20 protein-coding genes, 2 tRNA genes and 1 riboswitch are annotated in these 20004 nt (G+C 62.1%); of the genes, 11 read left to right on the top strand and 11 right to left on the bottom strand.

Annotated elements, in window-relative coordinates; genetic code table 11:
* Positions 1 to 113 precede the first annotated feature (113 nt).
* The gene (locus RAS12_RS24960; protein WP_306942426.1) at positions 114 to 1451 is read right to left on the bottom strand and encodes a DUF3100 domain-containing protein; all 1338 of its coding nucleotides are present in this window, start codon (positions 1449 to 1451) and stop codon (positions 114 to 116) included.
* Between the two features lie 303 nt (positions 1452 to 1754).
* Here RAS12_RS24960 and RAS12_RS24955 point away from each other — a divergent pair, with 303 nt between their 5' ends.
* The 4 genes from RAS12_RS24955 (at position 1755) to RAS12_RS24940 (ending at position 5449) form a co-directional block, all read left to right on the top strand.
* Positions 1755 to 2690 carry a LysR family transcriptional regulator gene (locus RAS12_RS24955; protein WP_306942424.1) on the top strand — a complete coding sequence of 312 codons (936 nt, stop codon included), beginning with the start codon at positions 1755 to 1757 and terminating at the stop codon, positions 2688 to 2690.
* Between the two features lie 74 nt (positions 2691 to 2764).
* The gene (locus tag RAS12_RS24950) at positions 2765 to 2956 is read left to right on the top strand and encodes a DUF2970 domain-containing protein (RefSeq protein WP_306942422.1); all 192 of its coding nucleotides are present in this window, start codon (positions 2765 to 2767) and stop codon (positions 2954 to 2956) included.
* Between the two features lie 212 nt (positions 2957 to 3168).
* Positions 3169 to 4911, top strand: a complete 1743-nt coding sequence (locus RAS12_RS24945) for a nitrite/sulfite reductase (RefSeq protein WP_306942420.1) — start codon at positions 3169 to 3171, stop codon at positions 4909 to 4911.
* Positions 4904 to 5449: a DUF934 domain-containing protein gene (locus tag RAS12_RS24940; protein ID WP_306942418.1), complete on the top strand. Its 546-nt coding sequence runs from the start codon at positions 4904 to 4906 to the stop codon at positions 5447 to 5449. The genes RAS12_RS24945 and RAS12_RS24940 overlap by 8 nt, the downstream gene beginning before the upstream one ends.
* Positions 5450 to 5455: 6 nt before the next feature.
* On the opposite strand, the gene RAS12_RS24935 is transcribed toward RAS12_RS24940, so the two are convergent.
* Positions 5456 to 6253, bottom strand: a complete 798-nt coding sequence (locus RAS12_RS24935; protein WP_306951608.1) for an IclR family transcriptional regulator — start codon at positions 6251 to 6253, stop codon at positions 5456 to 5458.
* A gap of 102 nt (positions 6254 to 6355) precedes the next feature.
* On the opposite strand from RAS12_RS24935, the gene RAS12_RS24930 reads away from it, so the two are divergent.
* Genes RAS12_RS24930 through RAS12_RS24915 form a run of 4 tightly spaced genes read left to right on the top strand, consistent with a single transcriptional unit; the run spans position 6356 to position 10468 of the window.
* Entirely contained in the window at positions 6356 to 7345 is a 990-nt protein-coding gene (locus RAS12_RS24930) for a Bug family tripartite tricarboxylate transporter substrate binding protein (protein WP_306942416.1), read from the top strand.
* 17 nt (positions 7346 to 7362) lie between these two features.
* The gene (locus RAS12_RS24925) at positions 7363 to 8868 is read left to right on the top strand and encodes a class I adenylate-forming enzyme family protein (protein WP_306942414.1); all 1506 of its coding nucleotides are present in this window, start codon (positions 7363 to 7365) and stop codon (positions 8866 to 8868) included.
* A complete protein-coding gene (locus RAS12_RS24920; protein ID WP_306942412.1) occupies positions 8865 to 9656 on the top strand; it encodes a citryl-CoA lyase in 792 nt (263 codons plus the stop codon). Before RAS12_RS24925 ends, RAS12_RS24920 begins: the two co-directional genes overlap by 4 nt.
* The gene (locus RAS12_RS24915; RefSeq protein WP_306942411.1) at positions 9653 to 10468 is read left to right on the top strand and encodes an SDR family NAD(P)-dependent oxidoreductase; all 816 of its coding nucleotides are present in this window, start codon (positions 9653 to 9655) and stop codon (positions 10466 to 10468) included. The genes RAS12_RS24920 and RAS12_RS24915 overlap by 4 nt, the downstream gene beginning before the upstream one ends.
* Positions 10469 to 10481: 13 nt before the next feature.
* On the opposite strand, the gene RAS12_RS24910 is transcribed toward RAS12_RS24915, so the two are convergent.
* On the bottom strand, positions 10482 to 11021 hold the full coding sequence (locus RAS12_RS24910) for a 1,2-dihydroxy-3-keto-5-methylthiopentene dioxygenase (protein WP_306942408.1): 540 nt from the start codon (positions 11019 to 11021) through the stop codon (positions 10482 to 10484).
* A 6-nt stretch (positions 11022 to 11027) separates the two neighbouring features.
* On the bottom strand, positions 11028 to 11822 hold the full coding sequence (locus RAS12_RS24905) for a MetQ/NlpA family ABC transporter substrate-binding protein (protein ID WP_306942406.1): 795 nt from the start codon (positions 11820 to 11822) through the stop codon (positions 11028 to 11030).
* A gap of 176 nt (positions 11823 to 11998) precedes the next feature.
* Here RAS12_RS24905 and RAS12_RS24900 point away from each other — a divergent pair, with 176 nt between their 5' ends.
* On the top strand, positions 11999 to 13072 hold the full coding sequence (locus RAS12_RS24900; RefSeq protein WP_306942404.1) for a tetratricopeptide repeat protein: 1074 nt from the start codon (positions 11999 to 12001) through the stop codon (positions 13070 to 13072).
* A 62-nt stretch (positions 13073 to 13134) separates the two neighbouring features.
* Here the strand turns inward: RAS12_RS24900 and RAS12_RS24895 are convergent, their stop codons facing one another.
* The 5 genes from RAS12_RS24895 to hemA all read right to left on the bottom strand — a co-directional run bounded on the left by RAS12_RS24895 (position 13135) and on the right by hemA (position 17442).
* Complete coding sequence (locus tag RAS12_RS24895; protein WP_306942402.1) at positions 13135 to 13698, bottom strand: UbiX family flavin prenyltransferase; 564 nt, start codon at positions 13696 to 13698, stop codon at positions 13135 to 13137.
* Positions 13699 to 13705: 7 nt separating this feature from the next.
* On the bottom strand, positions 13706 to 14032 hold the full coding sequence (grxD, locus tag RAS12_RS24890; protein ID WP_006227137.1) for a Grx4 family monothiol glutaredoxin: 327 nt from the start codon (positions 14030 to 14032) through the stop codon (positions 13706 to 13708).
* Between the two features lie 127 nt (positions 14033 to 14159).
* Positions 14160 to 14990: a peptide chain release factor N(5)-glutamine methyltransferase gene (gene prmC / locus RAS12_RS24885; RefSeq protein WP_306942382.1), complete on the bottom strand. Its 831-nt coding sequence runs from the start codon at positions 14988 to 14990 to the stop codon at positions 14160 to 14162.
* 10 nt (positions 14991 to 15000) lie between these two features.
* The gene (gene prfA, locus RAS12_RS24880; protein ID WP_306942380.1) at positions 15001 to 16083 is read right to left on the bottom strand and encodes a peptide chain release factor 1; all 1083 of its coding nucleotides are present in this window, start codon (positions 16081 to 16083) and stop codon (positions 15001 to 15003) included.
* 84 nt (positions 16084 to 16167) lie between these two features.
* Positions 16168 to 17442, bottom strand: coding sequence for a glutamyl-tRNA reductase (gene hemA, locus RAS12_RS24875; RefSeq protein ID WP_306942379.1), 1275 nt, complete (start codon positions 17440 to 17442; stop codon positions 16168 to 16170).
* Between the two features lie 233 nt (positions 17443 to 17675).
* Between hemA and RAS12_RS24870 the strand changes: the two genes are divergently transcribed.
* Together RAS12_RS24870 and RAS12_RS24865 are read left to right on the top strand one after the other, a co-directional pair.
* Positions 17676 to 17751 (top strand) — tRNA-Phe (locus RAS12_RS24870).
* A 99-nt stretch (positions 17752 to 17850) separates the two neighbouring features.
* A tRNA-Phe gene (locus RAS12_RS24865) sits at positions 17851 to 17926 on the top strand.
* Positions 17927 to 17999: 73 nt separating this feature from the next.
* Here RAS12_RS24865 and RAS12_RS24860 read toward each other — a convergent pair.
* Both RAS12_RS24860 and RAS12_RS24855 read right to left on the bottom strand, forming a co-directional pair.
* Positions 18000 to 19307: a type II toxin-antitoxin system HipA family toxin gene (locus tag RAS12_RS24860; protein ID WP_306942377.1), complete on the bottom strand. Its 1308-nt coding sequence runs from the start codon at positions 19305 to 19307 to the stop codon at positions 18000 to 18002.
* 13 nt (positions 19308 to 19320) lie between these two features.
* Entirely contained in the window at positions 19321 to 19647 is a 327-nt protein-coding gene (locus tag RAS12_RS24855) for a helix-turn-helix domain-containing protein (RefSeq protein ID WP_306942375.1), read from the bottom strand.
* A gap of 241 nt (positions 19648 to 19888) precedes the next feature.
* Positions 19889 to 19980: riboswitch (TPP riboswitch) on the top strand.
* Positions 19981 to 20004 lie beyond the last annotated feature (24 nt).

The following is a 20004-nucleotide window of genomic DNA, read 5'->3' as shown; positions in this document are numbered from 1 at the left end:
GGTTGCTGGAGACCGGGCGAATTGCAAGGATGGCGTGAACCATCCACACAATTTCCGCGCCAAAAAAAAGCCGCCTGTTTTACACAGGCGGCTTCTCTTCAGACTCAATCAGATCAGTGGAAGAATTCCGCGATCATCGTTGCGCCCAGGAAGGTGCCGGCGTTAGCAGCCAGCGACACCACCACGATCTTCCAGCCCAGCTTGCGGAAGGCAGGCAGGTCTTTCAGGATCGACAGGCCGGCCATGGCCAGAATCACGGTCGTGAACGGCAGGAAGTTCACCTTGCCGACCAGCGCAATGATCTGGTCCGAATACGGCAGCACGCCGGGGCAGCCCGCCGTCATGGCGATCAAGGACAGCACGAACACGGCCGGCAGCTTGGGCACGACACGCAGCACCAGATCGGTCAGAACGACCAGGCCGATGATGATGCCCATGCCGGGCAGCGCATCCATGAACGGCACGTTGTAGCCCAGGCGGTTGCCCACCAGCGCAAACAGGCCGCAGATGACATAGGCGGTCAGGCGGTCGCCAAAACCCATCTTGGTGTTGTGCGCCGGCACGTCTTCCGACACGCTGCTGTCGACGACCGACTCTTCGTTCTTGCTGCGCGAGAAGCGGCCCAGAACAGGTTCCAGCTTGCCGTACAGATAGATCGTCGTGGGCAGCGAGATGAACAGCGTGAAGTACACGCCGACCACCGTCGTCAACAGGTTGGCAGCGGCGGCCAAGGCGGCCACCTGATGCGCCATTTCCGGCGTTTGCTGGGACGCGATTGCGCCCACGCCAGCGGCCATCATGCTGCCCGAGCCCACGCCGGCGCCCATGGCGAGCGAACGCGGATCAAAGATGTTCAGGCTGGTGATGAAGCCAGCCATCAGCGCGACGAACAGCGCGCCGATCACCGTACCCGTGATGTACTCGGCCATCACGCCACGGCCTTCCGGCGAATTCATGCCATAGCGCTCGCCAATAATGGCCAGGCTCGGCTCGCGGCCCACCGAGAAGGTGGCGCCGATGGCTTCGCGCTTGATGCCCAGCAGCAGCGCCAACGGCAGGCCGATGGCCATAGTGCCGAAGAAGTGGCCGAATTCCTGGAACACCAGCGCCCAGCCAGCTTCGCGAACTTGCGGCAAGGCGCCGCCCACCATCAGGCCCAGCTTGGCCAGGAACGGCAGCAGCGCGTATTGCAGGTAGCCGCTGATGCGGGTCTGCATGGCCTTGTCGATACCGGCGCCCGCAGGCAAGCGCTGGCCGAAAGCTGCCACGATGGCGCCAATGAAAATGGCCCAAAGCATGGGCTGCAGAACGATCTTGCCCGGGCCCACCGCGAAGGTGACGCTGCCGATCGCTTCGGAAATGACCACCACCAACAAAATGGCGGCAAGCATACGAATGCGAGCAGATAGCGGCATGGAAGGCGCGGCCAGACTGGCGCTGGCGAGAGACATCGAATTCCCCTGATGAACGTGAATAGGTTTTGGTCGTGGCAGGCCGCAAGAGGCGCTGGCCGTGGCTGCCGTCCCCATATAAACGGAGCGGCGGCGCGGTTCAGCGGCATTTCGGGCAGCAAGGGGCGATTTTCGCCCGGTCGCCTTGCGGGCAACCATGACATCAATAGGGCATTAGCGTTGCGTAAAATGCAACACTGATGCTTTTACTGGGAAATATTTGCAAGGTGACGAATATTTTAGGGGAAAACCCTGAAACCACCCTGTGGATCTCCCGCCGCAATACGTAACGGAGCCCCCGTCATGGACGAAAAACTCGACGCCCGCCGCACCCACTACTTCATGCAGGTCATGAGCCGCGGCTCCGTGCGCGGCGCGGCCGAAGTGCTGGAGATGGACCCCTCCGCGGTCAGCCGCGCCATCGCCGCGCTGGAACGAGACTGTGGCATGGCCTTGTTCGAGCGCCGTGGCCGCGGTGTCGTGCCAACCGATGCGGGCCACATCCTGGCCCGCTATGTAAAGCGCCAGCAGAATATCCAGGAGAGCTTCTTCTCGGAGATCGACAGTCTGCGCAACGCTGAACGCGGCCACATTGATCTGGTGCTTGGAGAAGGCTTTGTCGAACTGATGTTCGACCGCGTGCTGCCCGGTTACTGGCGCAGCCATCCCGAGGTCACGCTGGACATCGACGTCGCCCGCACCTCAGAGATCGTGCAGCGCATCGTGGACGACCGCGCCTATATAGGATTGGTGTTCCAGCCGCCCAATGACGCCCGCCTGCGCACGCACTACTCGCGCCCCGAGCCCATTCGCGCCATCGTCCACCAGGATCACCCTCTGACGCAGTTGCACCGTCCGTTGCTGCTGACCGATCTGGCCGATTATCCCGGCGCGTCCATGCAGGAGGGCTTTGGTGTGCGTCAGCACATACAGGCCGCCGAGATCAGCGAACAGGTGCGCCTGCGCAACGTGCTGACGACGTCATCCTTTAAGGCCTTGTGGCAATTCGCTGCCGCTGGCATCGGCTACGCGTTGACGCCGCCCATCGCCGTCACGGCCGACATGCGTGCCCAGCGCCTGGCCAGCCTGCCGCTGGCCAACCCCATTCTGAATCAGGGCAGTCTGCACGTGCTGAGCCGCGCCAGCCGGCATATCTCACCCGCGGCCCGGGAACTGCTGGATCACATCGTGCGCGGCATCGGCGCCCCGGACACACCGGCATCTGATATGGTCGGCTGACGCACATCTGCATCTGTTTCCTTGGGGCAGCACGGCCTACAGTGCCTTATCCCCACATCCGTCAGGAGTCGCATATGCTTAGTTTCCTGCGCACGGTCCGCTCCGTGCTTTGGGGTTTTTTCGGCGTACGCCGCGGCCGGGGTTATGACGCCGACATCGCCAACAACAAGCCCGGCCCGCTCATCGCCACTGGCCTGCTGCTCGCCGCCTGCCTCGTCATCATCCTGGTCTTCGCCGCCCGCTGGGCGGTAAACGCGGCGTCGTAGGAAGGGTGCCGCGCGAGAGTCCCCCCAACGAGCTCCCCCGCGTCACCCGATTTATCCCGCGCCCGTCCACTTCCCTGACAGCATTTTCTTATTACCAGAATGACTTAGACGGTCGCAATCGCTGCCTGTTACGGTTATGAATCCCCCTTTTGCCTGCGCGCTGCGCGGGGCGTGAACAGGGTTCAGACCGAGAAGACTCAAGGGCAGTAGACATGTACGTGTATGACCCCGTCGACCAGCAGCTTGTCGAGCAACGTGTGGCGCAGTTTGCCGACCAGACGCGCCGCTTCCTCGATGGCCAGCTCACTGAAGATGATTTCCGCGTCCTGCGTTTGCAGAACGGCCTGTACATCCAGCGCCATGCGCCCATGCTGCGCGTGGCAATTCCCTACGGCATTCTGGCGTCGCGCCAGCTGCGTACCCTGGCGCATATCGCGCGCAAGTGGGATCGCGGCTACGGCCACTTCAGCACGCGCCAGAACATCCAGTTCAACTGGCCCCGCCTGGAAGACGTGCCGGACATTCTGGCCGAACTGGCTACCGTCCAGATGCACGCCATCCAGACCAGCGGCAACTGCATCCGCAACACCACCACCGACCACTTCGCAGGCGTCGCGCCTGACGAACTCGTAGATCCGCTGGTCTGGTGCGAGATCATTCGCCAATGGTCCACGCTGCACCCGGAATTCGCCTTCCTGCCCCGAAAATTCAAGATTGCCGTGAGCGGCGCCGTGCAAGACCGCGCCGCGGTCGGCGTGCATGACATCGGCCTGCAAGCGGTCGAACGCGACGGCAAGCTGGGCTTTCGTGTCTGGGTGGGCGGCGGCATGGGCCGCACGCCTATTGTCGGCAAGCTGATCAATCCCTTTGTCGAATGGCAAGACCTGCTGACCTACATGCAGGCCGCGCTGCGGGTCTACAACCTGCACGGCCGCCGCGACAACAAATACAAGGCGCGCATCAAGATCCTGGTCAAAGATCTGACGCCGGAAGTCTATGCGCAGCAGGTCGATGAACAGTGGCAACTGATCAAGGGCGGCCCCGACACCATCACCCAGGAATTCGTCGACAGCATCAAATCGCGCTTCGTCTGGCCGCAGTACGACGCCACGGCCGCTGACGACATCGACAACACCGAAGCGCTCGCCGCAGGCGACAAACGCTTTGCCCGCTGGCTGCGCACGAACGTGCATGCGCACAAGGCGGCCGGCTACGCCGCCGTCACTGTCTCGCTCAAGCCTACGGGCGTGCCGCCAGGGGACATTACCGCTGACCAAATGGACGCGGTGGCCGACCTGGCCGATGCCTACGGCTTCGGTGAACTACGCGTATCGCACGAACAAAACCTGATTCTGGCCGACGTGCGACGCGCGCGACTGCACGAGCTCTGGCAGAAATTGGAAGCGCTGAATCTGGCCACGCCCAATATCGGTCTGCTGACCAACATCATCGCCTGTCCGGGCGGGGACTTCTGCGCGCTGGCCAACGCGGTATCCATACCCGTGGCCGAAGCCATTCAGCGCAAGTTCGACGATCTGGACTACCTGTTCGAAATCGGTGAACTGGATCTGAACATCTCGGGCTGCATCAACTCCTGTGGCCACCACCACGTGGGACACATCGGCATCCTGGGTATCGATAAAGCCGGCGAAGAGTGGTATCAGGTCACCCTCGGCGGCCGCCAGAATGGCGCCGCCAAGCCGCTGCCCGATCTGGAATCCACGCGGGGAGGCGGTGCGGCCGTAGGCCGTATCATCGGCCCGTCGTTCGCGCGCGACCAGGTTCCCGGCGTTGTTGACCGCCTGATCCAGACCTATTTGGGCCTGCGCGACAGCGAAGTCGAACGTTTCATCGACGTCGTGGACCGTGTGGGCATCGATCCTTTCAAGCAAGACGTGTATGCGGACCCTGCGTTCGCCAAACCCGTTCAAAACGCCGAGCCCGCCCATGTCTGAAGTCTATGCCCACGACGCCCCCGGCCCGCACCTGATCCGGCAGGGCCAATTGCAGGCGGATACCTCGCGTCCGTTTACGCCCGAACCCGAAGTGGCCGCTGAAGGCCAGGTGCCTAGTGACGAACCCGGCTGGGTCGTGCCGCTATCCACCTGGAAAACATCACACGCCACCTTGCGCCGCCATCAGCATCCCGTCGCGGTTCTGCTGGAACCCGATGCCGACCTGCGTGACCTGCTTGACGCAGATGGCACGCTGAACCCGGCCGGCATCGCTTTCATCGCCGTGGACTTTCCGGTCTATACCGATGGGCGCGGTTACTCGCTGGCGCAGCTGCTGCGCACGCGTTATCAATGGACGGGTGAATTGCGCGCAGTTGGCGACGTGATGATCGACACCATTCACTATCAGGCGCGCGTCGGTTTCGACAGCTTTCTGGTCAAGCCCGGCCATGATCCCAAAAAGGCTCTGGATGCCTTCCAGACCTTCACCGTGCATTATCAAAAAACGTACCGCGTGCCCGCGCCCGCGGCAGTCTGACGGTACCTAGGCGGCTGACACTCCGGGCATCGCCCAGCGCTGCATCCTGACCTCGTCCTGCGCCAGATGCGTACGGATCAGTTCAGCAATGCTGCGCTGGCGCGGCGCTTGCATGCGGTCAATCAAGCTGGACACGCTGATCGCCAAACGCGGATATCCGCCTGCATCGCACAGCGCCACGCCCACGCCCAGCACCCCAGGCACCGCTGCGTTGCCCACTACGGACCATCCCCGGTCCCGCGTGCTCTCGATCAGACGCCGCATCTGCACCACCGTCATCCCGCCATACGCCCGCAGCGCCTGTTCATTCTGCGCCACCACGTCTTCGGCCTCGCCCGGCGGCAGTGCGGCCAATAGCGCCAGACCGGCGGCTCCCACGCCCAGCGGCTGGCGGTGCCCCACCGTCACTGCCAGCACCTGCACCGGATAATTGCCGACCTCGCGGTGCAGGCACAACGAATCGTTTGCGGCGCGGCAAATCAGAAAGGCGGAGTCGCCACTGACGTCGCTGATCTGGCGCAGCACCGGGCGCAGACTGCGCACCGCCTGCGCATGCGGGTCCCCCGCCATCATCACGCCCAGCTCGGCCACGCGCCAACGCGGCGCCTCGGACTCGCGCAGCGCATACCCCTCTTCCACCAGCACATCCAGATACCGGTAAACGGTAGAACGCTGCATGCCCGCAGCGCGCGCGATATCCACCACATGCATACCGCCCGCCCCCGCCTGGCGCAACACACCCAGCACCCGCAAGCCGCGGCGCAACACCCGCGGCCCGGCGCCTTCTGTTTCTGCCTTGTTCATTTTTTGGACAGCTTGCATTGATGACGCTCCTATCAAAGCCCAATATGAATCCGGGCAGACAAAGATCTGTCCAAATATTAGACAAAACAGGACGGAGACAATATGAAGACAACCCTCTTGCGGCGTGCCGCCGTGATGGCGGCCCTGGGCAGCGCAATGCTGGGCGGCGCGCCCGCCCTGGCAACCAAGCCCTATCCCGACCGCCCGGTGACGCTCGTCGTCGGCTACGCCGCAGGCGGCGCCACCGACATCGTGGCGCGGCTCATGGCCAAGGCGCTGACGGAAGAATTGGGCCAGACCATCGTGGTCGAGAACAAGACTGGCGCCAACAGCAACATCGGCGCGGAAATCGTTTCACGCGCCAAGCCTGACGGCTACACGCTGTACATGGGCTCCATTGCCAACACGATCAACCGCAGCCTGTACAGCCAGCTGAACTACGACTTCGTCAAAGACTTTCAACCTGTCGGCATGTTGGCGACCATCCCGAACATTCTGGTGGTGAACCCCAAGCTGCCGGTAAAGACCGTGCAGGAATACATCGCGTATGCCAAAGCGCATCCCGGCAAGCTGACCTGCGCGTCATCCGGTAGCGGTTCCTCCATTCACCTGTCCTGCGAACTGTTCAAGATGGAAACCGGCACGGACATTCTGCATGTGCCCTATCGGGGCAGCGGCCCTGCGGTGGCCGACCTGCTGGGCGGACAAGTGGATTCCATGTTCGACAACCTGCCTTCGTCGCTGCCGCACGTACAGGCTGGAAAACTGCGCGCTATCGGCGTCACGTCGCCGCAACGGTTGCCGTCGACGCCAGATGTGCCAACGCTGGCGGAATCCGGCCTGCCGGGTTTCGACGTGGAATCCTGGTTTGGTCTGGTGGCGCCTGCCGGCACGCCCAAGCCGGTCATCGAACGTCTCAACGAAGCGTTGAACAAAGCGCTGGCCAGCCCGGCACTGCAAGCCTCCTACAAGCAGTCTGGATTCTATGCGCCCAAATCGACCAATTCGCCAGAGGCCTTCGGCAAAACGATCGCCAGCGAAATCGACAAATGGAGCGCGGTCGTCAAGCGCGCCGACATCAAAGCCAATTAAGACTCAAGGAGCACAGGGTGTACCCGATCGATTTCTTCTTCCGCGCGGCCGAGCAGTATCCAGACCACGTAGCGCTGGATGGCCCCGAAGGCCAGGTGACGTATGCGCAGTTGGCGTCCAGCACTCGGGCGCTGGCGGCGGCGCTGCAAGACCTGGACCCGGCGCCGCAGACACGCGTTGCCGTCTGCGCGGGCAACACCGCGCGCCACATCCTGGCGTTGCTGGCGGTGCTTGCCAGCGGCAAGATCTGGGTGCCGCTGAACTACCGCAGCACCGAGCGGGAGATCGGGCGCATTCTGGATGCGACCGAGCCTTCCATCGTCATCATCGACGGCGTCGGCGCGCCGTTGGTGCGGGCGGCGCAAGACCATCGCATTCACCTCGATGCCTCTGATAAGACGCTGACGCTGGATGGCCTGCTGGCGCGTTACGCGGGACGCGAGCCAGTGCGGCACGCGTTAAGCCGCGACGCCACGCAAGCCATCAAGTTCACAGGCGGCACCACTGGCTTGCCCAAAGGCGTGATGCAGCCTTACCGCGCCTGGAATGCCGGCATCATCAACCAGATCGCGAGCTGGTCGCTGACGTATGAAGACCGCTATGTGGTCTCTGCCCCCATCACGCATGGCACGGGCACCTACCTGCTGCCGGTCCTGGCGCAAGGCGGCGCGCACGTGTTGCTGGACGCCGTCACGCCTGCCACCATCACCGCCGCCTTTCGCGAACGCGGCGGAACCCTGAGCTTCATGCCGCCGACGCTGATTTACATGATCATGGCGCAAGATGGGGTGTCGCGTGCAGACTTCCCCAAACTGCGTAACCTGATCTACGGCGGCGCTCCCATGCCGCCCGAAAAAATCGAACGCGCCCGCGCCTTTTTTGGTCCCGTGCTGGGCACCACCTACGGGCAGACAGAGGCCCCGCAGATCGTCACTGTTCTGCGCCCCGCTGATCTTGAGGCGCCAGACAATCGCGCCTCGGTCGGGCGCGTCACCTGGTTGTCGGATGTGGCCATCATGAGCCCGGACGGAGCACTGCTGCCCCGGGGCGAGATCGGCGAGGTCGTCGTGCAAGGGGACCTGACCATGACGGGCTATTGGCGCTTGCCCGAGAAGACCGCCGAAACCCTGATCGACGGATGGCTGCATACCGGCGACACCGGCCTGATCGATGCGCGCGGCTACCTGTTCCTGAAAGACCGCTTGCGCGACGTCATCATCACGGGCGGCTTCAATGTCTATCCCGTTGATGTCGAGAACGCGCTGTCCGCCCATCCCGCCGTGTACGAGTGCTCAGTGTTTGGCCTGCCCGACGACAAATGGGGCGAAGCCGTACACGCAGCGGTGCAGTTCCACCCCGGCGCGCACGCGGATGCCGACGTATTGCGCGCGCACGTGCGCGCATTGCTGGGTCCGGTCGCCACCCCCAAACAGATTCATATCCATGACAGCCTGCCGCGCTCCAGCGTTGGCAAGGTCTTGAAGAATGCCGTGCGCGATGCGGCGCAAAAGGAAACCTCATGAATACGCCCGAAACCCGTTTGTGCGCACACCATCTGACCGGCATGTCCTACCGCGACGTGGATCTGGTGGAAGACCTGATCGGCAAGAAGACGTTCACCGAAGTCATGATCATGCAGATCCTGGGCCGCGACGCGCGCCCCGTGGACATGCGTATCGTCGATGCCGTGCTGGTCACGCTGATGGAACATGGCATGACGCCCAGCGCCATCGCCACGCGCCTGATCTATATGAGTGCGCCGGAAAATCTGCAAGGCGCCGTCGCATCCGGTTTGATGGCGGTCGGCAGCCAATTCGTTGGCACCATGGAAAACTGCTCGCGCTTGCTGGACCGCATCAAGCAGGCGGCGGATGGCCGCGCCGAAGCGCTGGCAATTGCCCGCGAGTTCCGCGAAACCCGCCGCCCCCTGCCCGGCTTTGGTCACCACCTGCACAAACCCGATGACCCGCGTTCCATCAAGCTGCTGACGCTGGCAGAAAGTGAGCCGGACCTGGACGGCAAGTCGCTCAAAGCGCTGCGCCTCCTGGCGGCCGCCATCGATGAGACTTACGGCAAACACATCACCATCAACGCAACCGGGGCCGTGGCCGCGCTACTCAGCGAGATCGGCGTGCCGACCGAGTTGATGCGCGGATTCGCGGTTATCTCACGGGCAGCGGGTCTGGTGTCTCATGTTGCGGAAGAGCAGCAAAGCCCCTCGGGCCGCTACATCTGGGAAACCATCGATCACGCGATTCCGTACGTCGGCAAGGGCAAGACACATCAACAGGATGAAGGAGAATCCGCATGACGTCAGCAAGCGCCGATACGCGGCTGGCAGGCAAGATCGCGCTGATCGCGGGGGCAGGCGCCTCGGCCGCCGGATGGAGCATCGGCCGGGCCAGCTGCGTCACCCTGGCGCGGCAAGGCGCATCCATCGTGGCGCTGGACGCCAATCTGGCGGCGGCCGAAGAGGCGGCTCATGACGTCGAACAAGCGGGCGGCAACGCGCTGCCCGTGCAGGCCGATGTCGCAGACCCCGAGGCGATGCAGGCAGCCGTAGATGCCGCAATGCGCCGCTACGGACGCATCGACATCCTGCAAGCGAACGCCGGTATTGGGAAGGTGGGCGGACCGGAAGACATCTCTCTGGAAGATTGGGACCGCATCCAGCAAGTGAACGTGACCAGCCTCTTGATCGCCACCCGTCTGCTCGCGCCCATCATGCGCCAACACGGCGGCGGCGCCATCGTCACCGTGTCGTCGGTGGCCGGCATCCGCTACATCGGTTATCCGCATTTGGCCTACAGCGTCAGCAAGGCCGCGGTGATTCATTTCGCGCGCATGGCGGCGCAGCAGTACGCCGCCGATGGCATCCGTGTGAACACCGTCATCCCCGGTTTGATCGACACGCCGCGCGTGGCGCAGAACGTCGCCCGCATGTTCGATGCGGACAATCTGCAAGCTGCGCTGGCGGCCCGCGACAAGCAAGTGCCGATGGGACGCATGGGCACGCCCTGGGAGGTTGCCAAAGCGGTGGCGTTTCTGGCGTCGGACGATGCGTCCTACATCACCGGCACGGAACTCATCGTGGATGGCGGCCTGACGGGCAAGTACGCGTGATGCGGGTGTGCGGTTAAGCGAGCACTGGAAAGCGGGTAGCGATATCGTCGCCCGTAAAGTCCGCCACCCATCCCGCAGGGTCGTTGAACAGCCGGATACAGGTGAAGGCAGGCGCAGACCCCATGTCGAACCAATGGGCGATGCCTGCTGGGACCGATATCAGATCATCTTTTTCGCACAGCGCGGCATAGACTTGACCGGCCGCATGCAAGACGAAGAGCCCGCTACCCGCCACAAAGAAGCGGACCTCGTCGTCTGCGTGCGTATGCTCGGCCAGGAATTTACGCCGCAGCGCCACGCGGTCGGGATGCGTGGCGTCCAGACTCACGACATCCACCGACTGATAGCCGCGCTCGGCCACCAACCGGTCGATCTCAACACGGTAGGCAGCCAGCACCTGCTCTTGCGATGCGCCAGCCGCTACGGGCGCTTGCGCGGACCACCGCTCAAAGCGCACGCCGATCTCGCCCAGCGCTTGCTGGATGGCCCCAACGTCATTTAGCACGCGGCCCGATCCGGGCGCGTCGTCGGCATAAATCGTCAGTTGGGACATATCGTTTTACCAGGACGTGGAATAGGCGCCCGGGAACTGCTTCGCCACAAAGGCCTTCACTTCGTCCGATTGATAGGCCTTGATGAAGCGGGCAACGCGCGGGTCATTCTTGTTGTCTTCGCGTGCGGCAATGACGACCGCGGCGAACGGCGCGTCTTTGCTTTCCAGCGCCAGCGCATCCTTGGCGGGCGACAGACCGGCGGGAATGGCGTAGGCCGAATTCACGGCGGCGGCGTCCACGTCAGACAGCGAATGCGGCAATTGCGCGGCTTCGATCTCGATGAATTTCAGGTTCTTGGGGTTTTCGACCACATCGAACAGCGACGCCGTCACCGTCACGCCGTCTTTCAGCTTGATCAGCTTGGCGGCCTGTAGCACCAGCAATGCGCGTGCACCGTTGGTCGGATCATTCGGAATCGCCACCTTGCCGCCCTGCGGCAGGTCATTCAACGACTTCACGCGCTTGGAATAAATGCCCATCTGCTGCACCACGGCCGTCGCAACCGGCACCAGCTTGTAGCCGCGCGCCTTATTCTGCGATTCCAGGAAAGGCTTGTGCTGGTAGATGTTCAGATCCAGCTCCTTGGCATCCAGCGCGGCATTCGGCTGAATGAAGTCGCTGAATTCCACCAGCTTGACCTTCAGCCCTTGCTTGGCCGCCACCTGCTGCACAACTTCACCGATCTGGGCATGCGGGCCGGTGGTCACGCCCACCTTCAGTTCCGCGTCCTGCGCCATGGCAGAGGTACTGGCAAAGCCGATCGACGCAACAAGAACGGCCAAAGAGTGGCGAAGGCGCATAGGGGTCTCGATAAGATGGAAGAATGATCCGCGATTCTAGTGACCGTCCCTAAAAACCGGAAGCGATGAATTTTCATATTGATATGTGCCAATCAATATAAGACCGCATGCCATGACAAGCCTGCATCGTGCAGACACAATAGCGGTTGCATTCAATCCACTACGCACAGACGCCCATGCCCACTTCAACCGAACTTCATCCCCAGGCCCGCGCCCTGCTCGCCGATCACTACGCCGCGATCGACCCCGACCTGCCCGCGCTGCTTGATTTACTCTTTGCCCGCAGCGCCGGAGAAGACTGGCACAAGGCTGGCACATTCAAACATCACCTGCTTGGGGTCTATCGCACGCTGACGCTGTGGAACCAACCGCGCGAAGTCCGTCTGCTGGGCCTGTTCCATAGCGTCTATGGCAACGAATACGTGGACCTGACGCTGTTCGACCGCGAACGCGAGCGCAACACCTTGCGCGACGTGCTGGGCACAGAAGCCGAAGAGTGGGTCAGCCTCTTCTGCGCCATGCCGCGCACGAAGTTCGTACAGACTATTTTGCAAGGCCAGGGCCAGGGGCCGGACGGGCTCACGCTGGAAGGCGCGGACGGCCAGGTGTTCACGTTCACACCGCGCCAGGTCGCCGCGTTCATTGTCGTATCTGCTGCCGACATCGGCGAACAATGGCACAGCTGGCAGGACGAGGTGTTCGCCGGTTATCCGCAACAGCAGCGCCGCGACCTGAAGACCAACTGGGCATCGTCTTTGTGGCCAGGTCCGTTGAAACCGCCGTCAAACATCTTGTCTATGCTTTCGCATCTGCTGGCGCCGCTGTCGCAACTGCCCGCTGACACCGGCATCCCCATTCCGCCCGCGTTCGACCACTGCCGCGCCACGCTTACCCCGCGCGACGAAGCCGCTGCCAGCGCCCTCTACTGGCAGGTCATCACGCGCATGCATCCGCTGACGGAAATGGATAGCGCCCGCCACATGCTGGAAGCGGCGGTTGAACACAATCCATGGGTGGGCGAGCCTCGCCTGCTGCTGGCGCAGATGGCGCTGACGGCCGGAAACTTTGACGCCGCCGAACAGCATGCCGCTGCCGGGCTGGCAGCCTTGCAGGCCTGGGGCACCGCGTGGGACAAGCGTATTGAATGGGCAGGCTGGATGGCTTGGGCCCGCATCGAACTGCAAAACGCGCGTGCACGCCATTGGCCGGAGAATCTGGCCGCGCTGAACGGCCTGGGGCTGGTGCAGTAAGCGCGCTGAATTTCAGGCGCTGTACTTCAGGCGCTGTATTTCAGGCGCTTACTTCATGCGCTTTACTTCATGCCTTCCCAATGCGGGCCGGGCACGACAATGTCAAAGAGCTCCAGCACGCGCGCAACGGTGTGGTCCACCATCTCTTCGATGGTGGCCGGCCGGTGATAAAACGCCGGCAGTGGCGGAAACACAATGCCGCCCATTTCCGTCACGGCCGTCATGTTGCGCAGGTGCGCCAGATTGAACGGCGTCTCGCGCACCATCAGCACCAGACGCCGGCGCTCTTTGAGTGTCACGTCGGCAGCGCGGGTGATCAGATTGTCCGACAGGCCATGGGCTACTGCGGCCAGCGTCCGCATCGAACACGGCACGACCACCATGCCGGCCGTCTGAAACGCGCCGCTGGCCAAGGTGGCGCCCACATCGCGCACAGAGTGCACGTGGTCCGCCAAGGCATAGATGTCGTGCCGGCTCACATCCAGTTCGTGCTTGATATTGAGCACACCGGACGCCGACACCACCAGATGCGTTTCCACATCCTCCACGCCGCGCAACGCTTGCAGCATGCGCACGGCGTAGAGCGCGCCGGTGGCGCCCGTGATGCCGATAACCAGCCGCCGCATGGCGGCGTTAAGCCGTTGCGCCGGATTGCTCCAGCAGCGTCTTCAGTTCACCGGATTCGTTCATCTCATTCATGATGTCCGAACCGCCGATGAATTCACCCGCCACATACAGTTGGGGAATCGTGGGCCAGCTGGAGAATTCTTTGATGCCCTGACGGACTTCGTCGTCTTCCAGCACATTGACGGTAACCAGCTTCTTCACGCCACAGCCCTTCAGGATCTGAATGGCCTTGCCGGAAAAGCCGCATTGCGGGAATTGGGCAGTGCCCTTCATGAACAGCACAACGGGGTGCTGGGTCACGGTTTCACGGATGAATTCTTGAACGTCGCTCATGGTGGTCTCTTGGACAGGCATAACGGAATACGCCAATTATAGGTACAGCGGGAAAAACCGCCCGGATTCCCCCGAAAGGACACCGGACTTTCCCGGAAATGCTCGCGCGAAATCTGTAACAGCAGGGCTAGCGGCCAGTCGGCCAGCGCCCGCCCGTGATCCGCTCTATGCCAGCCAGATCTTGCCGGCTGTGCACATCTTCAAATCCGGCAGCCGTCAGCAAGTCTCGCACGGCCTGCGCCTGATCCCAGCCGTGCTCCATCCACAGCGACGCCCCCGGCCTGAGATGACGGCCCGCGCCCTGGATGATACGGCCCAGGTCTTCCAGCCCGCCCGCGCCGTCGGTCAGCGCGCCGCGAGGCTCAAAACGCAGGTCGCCTTGATCCAGATGCGGATCATCGCTGGCGACATAAGGCGGATTGGAAACAATCAGATCGAACCCTTCGCCTGCGGGCACGGCATCGAACCAGCTGCCTTCCACGAATCGCACAGACGCCGTCAGATCCCAGGCATTGCCGGCGGCCACCGCAAGCGCCGCGGCGCTGACATCGGACGCCATCACCCTCGCATCTCGGCGGGCCAGCGCAATCGAAATCGCAATCGCGCCGCTGCCCGTGCCCAAGTCCAGCACCGCTGGCCCCGCAACCCCGGCCACGCATTCCAGTGCGGTTTCCACCAGCACCTCGGTATCGGGGCGCGGAATCAGCACGTCCGGGGTCACGCGAAACACGTGGCCCATGAATTCCCGCTGGCCCAACAGATAGGCCATCGGCTCGCCTGCAATGCGCCGCTGAACCAGCGTTTCGTAGGCCGCTGCGACCTCGGGCGTCAGCGCGTCGGTGTCATGCGCCAACAGCCACGCGCGCGGCTTGCCCAGCACGTGTTCCAGCGCCATGCGCACTTCCAGGCGCGGCAGGCGGGTATCGAGCAGCAGGCTTTTCAGTTGGGGCTGGGTCACGCGGGCCGCCTCAGATGTCGTCGCCCAGCGCCGCCAACTGCTCGGCCTGGTGTTCGGCAATCAGCGCGCCGGTCAGTTCTTCCAGATCGCCTTCCATGATCTGCTGCAACTTGTACAAGGTCAGGTTGATGCGGTGATCGGTCACTCGACCCTGGGGGTAGTTATACGTGCGAATGCGCTCGGACCGGTCACCCGTGCCGATCAGGCTCTTGCGCTCGGCGGCTTCCTTGCTTTGCCGTGCACGGGTTTCCTGGTCTTTCAAGCGCGCGGCCAGCACTTGCATGGCCTTGTCCTTGTTGCGGTGCTGCGAGCGGTCGTCCTGGCATTCCACCACCAGGCCCGTCGGCAGGTGGGTGATACGCACCGCCGAATCGGTCTTGTTAATGTGCTGGCCGCCCGCGCCGCTGGCGCGGAAGGTGTCGATTCGCAGGTCGCTCGGGTTGATAACGATTTCCGTCATCGCATCCGCTTCCGCCATGATCGCCACCGTGCAGGCCGACGTGTGAATCCGACCCTGCGCCTCGGTAGCGGGCACACGCTGCACGCGGTGCGCGCCAGATTCGAATTTCAGGCGGCCATAGGCGCCGTCCCCGTCAATCCGCGCGATCACTTCCTTGTAGCCGCCCAGTTCCGATGCGCTTTCCGACATCAGTTCGACGCGCCATCCGCGCGTTTCCGCGTAGCGCGTATACATACGCAGCAAGTCGCCCGAAAACAGCGCGCTTTCATCACCACCCGTACCCGCACGGATTTCCAGGAACACGCTACGCCCGTCGTTGGGGTCACGCGGCAGCAGCAACAGCTGCAAGGCGCTTTCCAGCCCTTCCAGCTTGCCCCGTCCAGACTTGATCTCTTCCTCGGCCATGGACTTCATGTCGGGATCGGACAGCATTTCCTGAGCCGTCGCCAAGTCATCCTCAGTGCGGGTGAAGGCAGTGAAAGCCTCGACCACAGGTTCCAGCTCCGCGCGTTCGCGAGAGAGCTTGCGGAAACGGTCCATATCGGACGCGGTTTCCGGTTGGGCGAGCAATGCGTCCACCTCAGTCAGGCGGTGACACAGATGCTCCAGCCGGCTGCGCATGGAAGATTTCATGGGGGAATGACCAAAGAAAAAACAGAAATAGCGGGCGCCCACAAGACGAACGCCCGCCAGGAGGCGGGACGTGGGACAGAATCGCTAACGGCGGGAGTCGCGGCCGGGGAACAGGCGCGGCATCCAGGCAAGCAATTGCTTGCGGTCGTCGCCTTCGCTGCGGTTCAACGCCGCCAGCGGGCCATGCAGATATTTTTGCGTCAGGCCGTGAGCCAGTTGCTCAAGCACGGCCTCGGGAGATTCACCGCGCGCCAGCAGGCGGCGCGCACGTTCCAGTTCGGCGCTGCGCACATCTTCGGCGGCCTGATGCAGGTCGCGGATGACGGGCACCACTTCACGGGACTGCATCCAGTGCATAAAGCCCTGGACACGGGTTTCGATGATGGCTTCGGCCTGCACGACGGCAGCGCGGCGCGCGTCGGTGCCGGTTTGCACCAAACGGCCCAGATCGTCCACCGAATACAGATAGACGTCATCCAGACGGCCAACTTCGGGTTCGATATCGCGGGGCACGGCCAGATCGATCATGACCATCGGGCGGTGGCGGCGCAAGCGCGTGGCCCGCTCCACCATCCCCAACCCGAGGATGGGCAGGGAGCTTGCCGTACAGGACACGATGACGTCGAACTCGGACAGGCGGTCTGTCAGGTCCGACAGTTTCATGGTGCTGGCCGAGAAGCGGTTGGCCAGGATTTCAGCGCGTTCAGCGGTGCGATTGGCCACCACCATGCTGCGCGGACGTTGCGCGGCAAAGTGCGTGGCGCACAATTCAATCATTTCGCCCGCGCCGATGAACAGCGTGCGGGCCTGATCCAGATTCCCGAACACACGCTCAGCCAAACGGACGGCTGCGGCAGCCATGGATACCGACTGCGCGCCGATCGCGGTTTGCGAGCGCACTTCCTTGGCGACCGAGAACGTGCGCTGGAACATCTGGTGCAGCAAGGTGCCCAGCGAACCGGCTTCGCCAGCGGCGCGCACGGCGTCCTTCATCTGGCCCACGATCTGGGTTTCACCCAGCACCATGGAATCCAGACCGCTGGCCACGCGGAATGCGTGACGGACGGCGTCGTCTTGATGGTGGCGGTACAGGTGCGGGCGCAGCGTGCCGGCGTCCAGGCGGTTGTGTTCAGCCAGCCAGGCGGGCAATTGGTCAGCGACGTGGCCGTCGGCTGCGCAATAGATTTCGGTGCGATTACAGGTGGACAGAATGGCGGCTTCGCGGACAGAGCCGCCAAACGCCGAACGCAGACCTTCCAGGGCGGGTTTGACCAGATCGACGGGCATAGACACGCGTTCGCGAACCGAGACCGGTGCGGACGTGTGATTCAGACCGAAGGCAAGGACAGCTACCGACATGAGAGGGGGATGGAGACCATCCGCGCGTAAGCCCAAATGTTAAAAACTGCTTTTGATTATACCCCCGCGGGTTATCCCCAGCCCACATCCGCCCCCAACCGCGACCCTGAGTCGCACCCATCCGTGCCATCTACCCAACAGTCCGCCTGAAAGGCCCGCGCCGAAAAAAGTTGAAGTTCTGCCGAGCTGGCTGGCACAAGACCGAAAAAATGTGTATAGTTGCGGACTTCGTTGGCCTGGTAGCTCAGTCGGTAGAGCAGAGGATTGAAAATCCTTGTGTCGGTGGTTCGATTCCGCCCCAGGCCACCAAAAGATTTATTGAGGTTGCGGTACCAGTTTTCATACTGATACCCCCGCCCCAAGAAAAGCCCAGCCGCCGCGCTGGGCTTTTTGCAAAGCGTACGTGTTGGCCTGGTAGCTCAGTCGGTAGAGCAGAGGATTGAAAATCCTTGTGTCGGTGGTTCGATTCCGCCCCAGGCCACCAAAGATTCAAGCTCTGAGCCCAGCCTTGCGCTGGGCTTTTTGCATTGGCAGATCATTCCAAATGCCCTTGCCCGCTATCGGGCGGCCAGCTTCTTGGCGTCATCCAGGTCGGAGTGCTCAAAGGCCAAGTCAAACTCACTGAGCTCCTGCGATGTCATACCCACATCCGCAGATTGCCCCACCTTGCGCCATTGCAGCACGGCAGCAACCACCTGCTGCACGATGGCCAAGGCCTGATCATTATTGAGAGAAAACCTGGACGATTGGCTCATCAATTGAGCCATGCTGGTAATTGGCCCCGTATCTTCACTTAGCCAAGTCTTGGACTCTCTGTCCTTTTCAGGCATTGGGTTGATGTCAAACGCCGGCGACAACTGCCATTGTTTGTTCCCCATGTAGAGGAACCCGATGTTCTGCAAGTGGTCGTCCACATTGGTGATCAGATGGTTAAACACCAATCGGCGCCACAGCTGCCGGGCGTCATCCACGTAGTTCGCGCATGCGCCCTTCATCTGGTCTAAAACCTCCGTGTAGGCGTGCTCGTTCATGCGGCTGGCCTGAATCAACGATGCGCCGGACATGTAAGGTATACGCGAATCCTGGGCTGCGCGGTCGAAGCGTCGAATGACGGCAACGGGGATGTTCTGCACCACCGATATATGGGCGTCTGCGGCATTGATACCCGCCAGTGTTGCCAGCTTGAGCGCCAGCACCTCAGCGCGAGTGACGTTTCGCTCGTCCTGAATGCTCGGAAACTTCCCCAGTGCGAGAAACCCGTGCTCATCCAAAATGCTGCATTTAGGACGCATACCCCCAAGAGATGTGCCTTTGCCCTGGAGATAGCGCAAGTCTTCGGCGGTTTCCGTGCCTCGTTCCACCGCTTGTGACGACACCAGCATCTTTTCAAGCTCAAGCATAGGAGGCGTCGCGCGCTTGCCGGCTTGCACAGATTGCAAGAAGGTTCCGCGGCTGTCCCGCAAACGCAATGCCCCAATCCTGCTGAAGTCGTCAACAGCACACAGGTAATCGAGTTCGGTCAACGCGCCAAGGGAGCGGTCGTCCTGGCGTCGCTTGGCATGGGCCCTCGAAATGACCCGCCTACCCCAAGCATCGGGTTCCGTGTCCCCCATCGCAAGAAAAAACCGAGAGTCTTCCCGGGCGGGGGGCTTGCGCGTTTGATACACCGGCGTTGACACCAGGTCAGGAGATACGCTGAACGTCTCCTTGTCTTCCAGCCAGCTTTGGAAATAGGCAAACTGGCTGAACATGCGGGGCCCATTACGCACAAAAACGAGTTTCCCCACAGGCATACCGACTTTGCCCAGGCATACGTCAAGCTCGGTTTTGGTGTTTTGTGCAGGGGCACTTGCAAACGCAACCATGTCCTCGTAGTCCTCAAAATGCCTTTGGTGTCTTGCGGCGATTGCTGTAGATGCGTGACGGCAGTTCAGCGTCCATCAAGCTGAGTCCGACGGAATCTTCTGGTGTGTCCAGAAGCAACCGCAGCTTTTCGAGTTCACCAAACACCTGCAACGCGCTGGCCAGGTATTGAAGTGCCATGCCGGGATGCCCGTCCTCCATGCGCCGCACGGTGCTGACTGACACTCCCATTCTCGATGCCAGATCTGCCTGCGATAGCCCGCGGCGCCTGCGGGCAAGCTCAATACTTTTCCCGAGGGATTTGATAGCCCTGCTGACTGGCAAATTTGCGGAGGAATTCATATAAGCATCCATATAGGAGCGCTTCTGCCGTTCTAGCACTCTAATCCGAATCATTCTAGCCATTTTCCTGAATCAGAAAAAGTTATCGCTCAAATTAGAATGTTTATGAGCCATAAGCGCTCTAATTTGAGTGTTTATAGAAATTTCGCACATCTCAAGAACCAGTCACCACATCAAAATATCAGCCTTGCGGCAAAAAGAGTTCCAGCAACCTTTGCACCACCCAATGCGGGTTAACATTCCCATTGCTCCGGGGTGCACGCCAGTGCTGAGATTCAGACCCGCGAACTTGACCCGGTTCATGCCGGCGTAAGAAGAGCATTCGCCCAGCCAGCCGCGCCTTTGCGCCGCTGATGC

The sequence above is a fragment of the Achromobacter seleniivolatilans genome (assembly GCF_030864005.1).
GTDB lineage: Bacteria > Pseudomonadota > Gammaproteobacteria > Burkholderiales > Burkholderiaceae_B > Achromobacter > Achromobacter seleniivolatilans.
The sequence above is the reverse complement of the archived record's forward strand: the minus strand, read 5'-3'. Positions and strand labels throughout refer to the sequence as shown.

What these genes read in the sequence shown, in the direction of transcription:
- grxD (WP_006227137.1), bottom strand. Translation starts at nt 14,032, where the DNA reads ATGAGCGACGTTCAAGAATTCATCCGTGAAACCGTGACCCAGCACCCC.
- RAS12_RS24960 (WP_306942426.1), bottom strand. Translation starts at nt 1,451, where the DNA reads ATGTCTCTCGCCAGCGCCAGTCTGGCCGCGCCTTCCATGCCGCTATCT.
- RAS12_RS24940 (WP_306942418.1), top strand. Translation starts at nt 4,904, where the DNA reads ATGTCTGAAGTCTATGCCCACGACGCCCCCGGCCCGCACCTGATCCGG.
- hemA (WP_306942379.1), bottom strand. Translation starts at nt 17,442, where the DNA reads ATGTCGGTAGCTGTCCTTGCCTTCGGTCTGAATCACACGTCCGCACCG.
- RAS12_RS24955 (WP_306942424.1), top strand. Translation starts at nt 1,755, where the DNA reads ATGGACGAAAAACTCGACGCCCGCCGCACCCACTACTTCATGCAGGTC.
- RAS12_RS24920 (WP_306942412.1), top strand. Translation starts at nt 8,865, where the DNA reads ATGAATACGCCCGAAACCCGTTTGTGCGCACACCATCTGACCGGCATG.
- RAS12_RS24905 (WP_306942406.1), bottom strand. Translation starts at nt 11,822, where the DNA reads ATGCGCCTTCGCCACTCTTTGGCCGTTCTTGTTGCGTCGATCGGCTTT.
- RAS12_RS24860 (WP_306942377.1), bottom strand. Translation starts at nt 19,307, where the DNA reads ATGGTTGCGTTTGCAAGTGCCCCTGCACAAAACACCAAAACCGAGCTT.
- RAS12_RS24910 (WP_306942408.1), bottom strand. Translation starts at nt 11,021, where the DNA reads ATGTCCCAACTGACGATTTATGCCGACGACGCGCCCGGATCGGGCCGC.
- RAS12_RS24900 (WP_306942404.1), top strand. Translation starts at nt 11,999, where the DNA reads ATGCCCACTTCAACCGAACTTCATCCCCAGGCCCGCGCCCTGCTCGCC.
- RAS12_RS24930 (WP_306942416.1), top strand. Translation starts at nt 6,356, where the DNA reads ATGAAGACAACCCTCTTGCGGCGTGCCGCCGTGATGGCGGCCCTGGGC.
- RAS12_RS24855 (WP_306942375.1), bottom strand. Translation starts at nt 19,647, where the DNA reads ATGAATTCCTCCGCAAATTTGCCAGTCAGCAGGGCTATCAAATCCCTC.
- prfA (WP_306942380.1), bottom strand. Translation starts at nt 16,083, where the DNA reads ATGAAATCTTCCATGCGCAGCCGGCTGGAGCATCTGTGTCACCGCCTG.
- RAS12_RS24935 (WP_306951608.1), bottom strand. Translation starts at nt 6,253, where the DNA reads ATGAACAAGGCAGAAACAGAAGGCGCCGGGCCGCGGGTGTTGCGCCGC.
- RAS12_RS24915 (WP_306942411.1), top strand. Translation starts at nt 9,653, where the DNA reads ATGACGTCAGCAAGCGCCGATACGCGGCTGGCAGGCAAGATCGCGCTG.
- RAS12_RS24950 (WP_306942422.1), top strand. Translation starts at nt 2,765, where the DNA reads ATGCTTAGTTTCCTGCGCACGGTCCGCTCCGTGCTTTGGGGTTTTTTC.
- RAS12_RS24895 (WP_306942402.1), bottom strand. Translation starts at nt 13,698, where the DNA reads ATGCGGCGGCTGGTTATCGGCATCACGGGCGCCACCGGCGCGCTCTAC.
- RAS12_RS24945 (WP_306942420.1), top strand. Translation starts at nt 3,169, where the DNA reads ATGTACGTGTATGACCCCGTCGACCAGCAGCTTGTCGAGCAACGTGTG.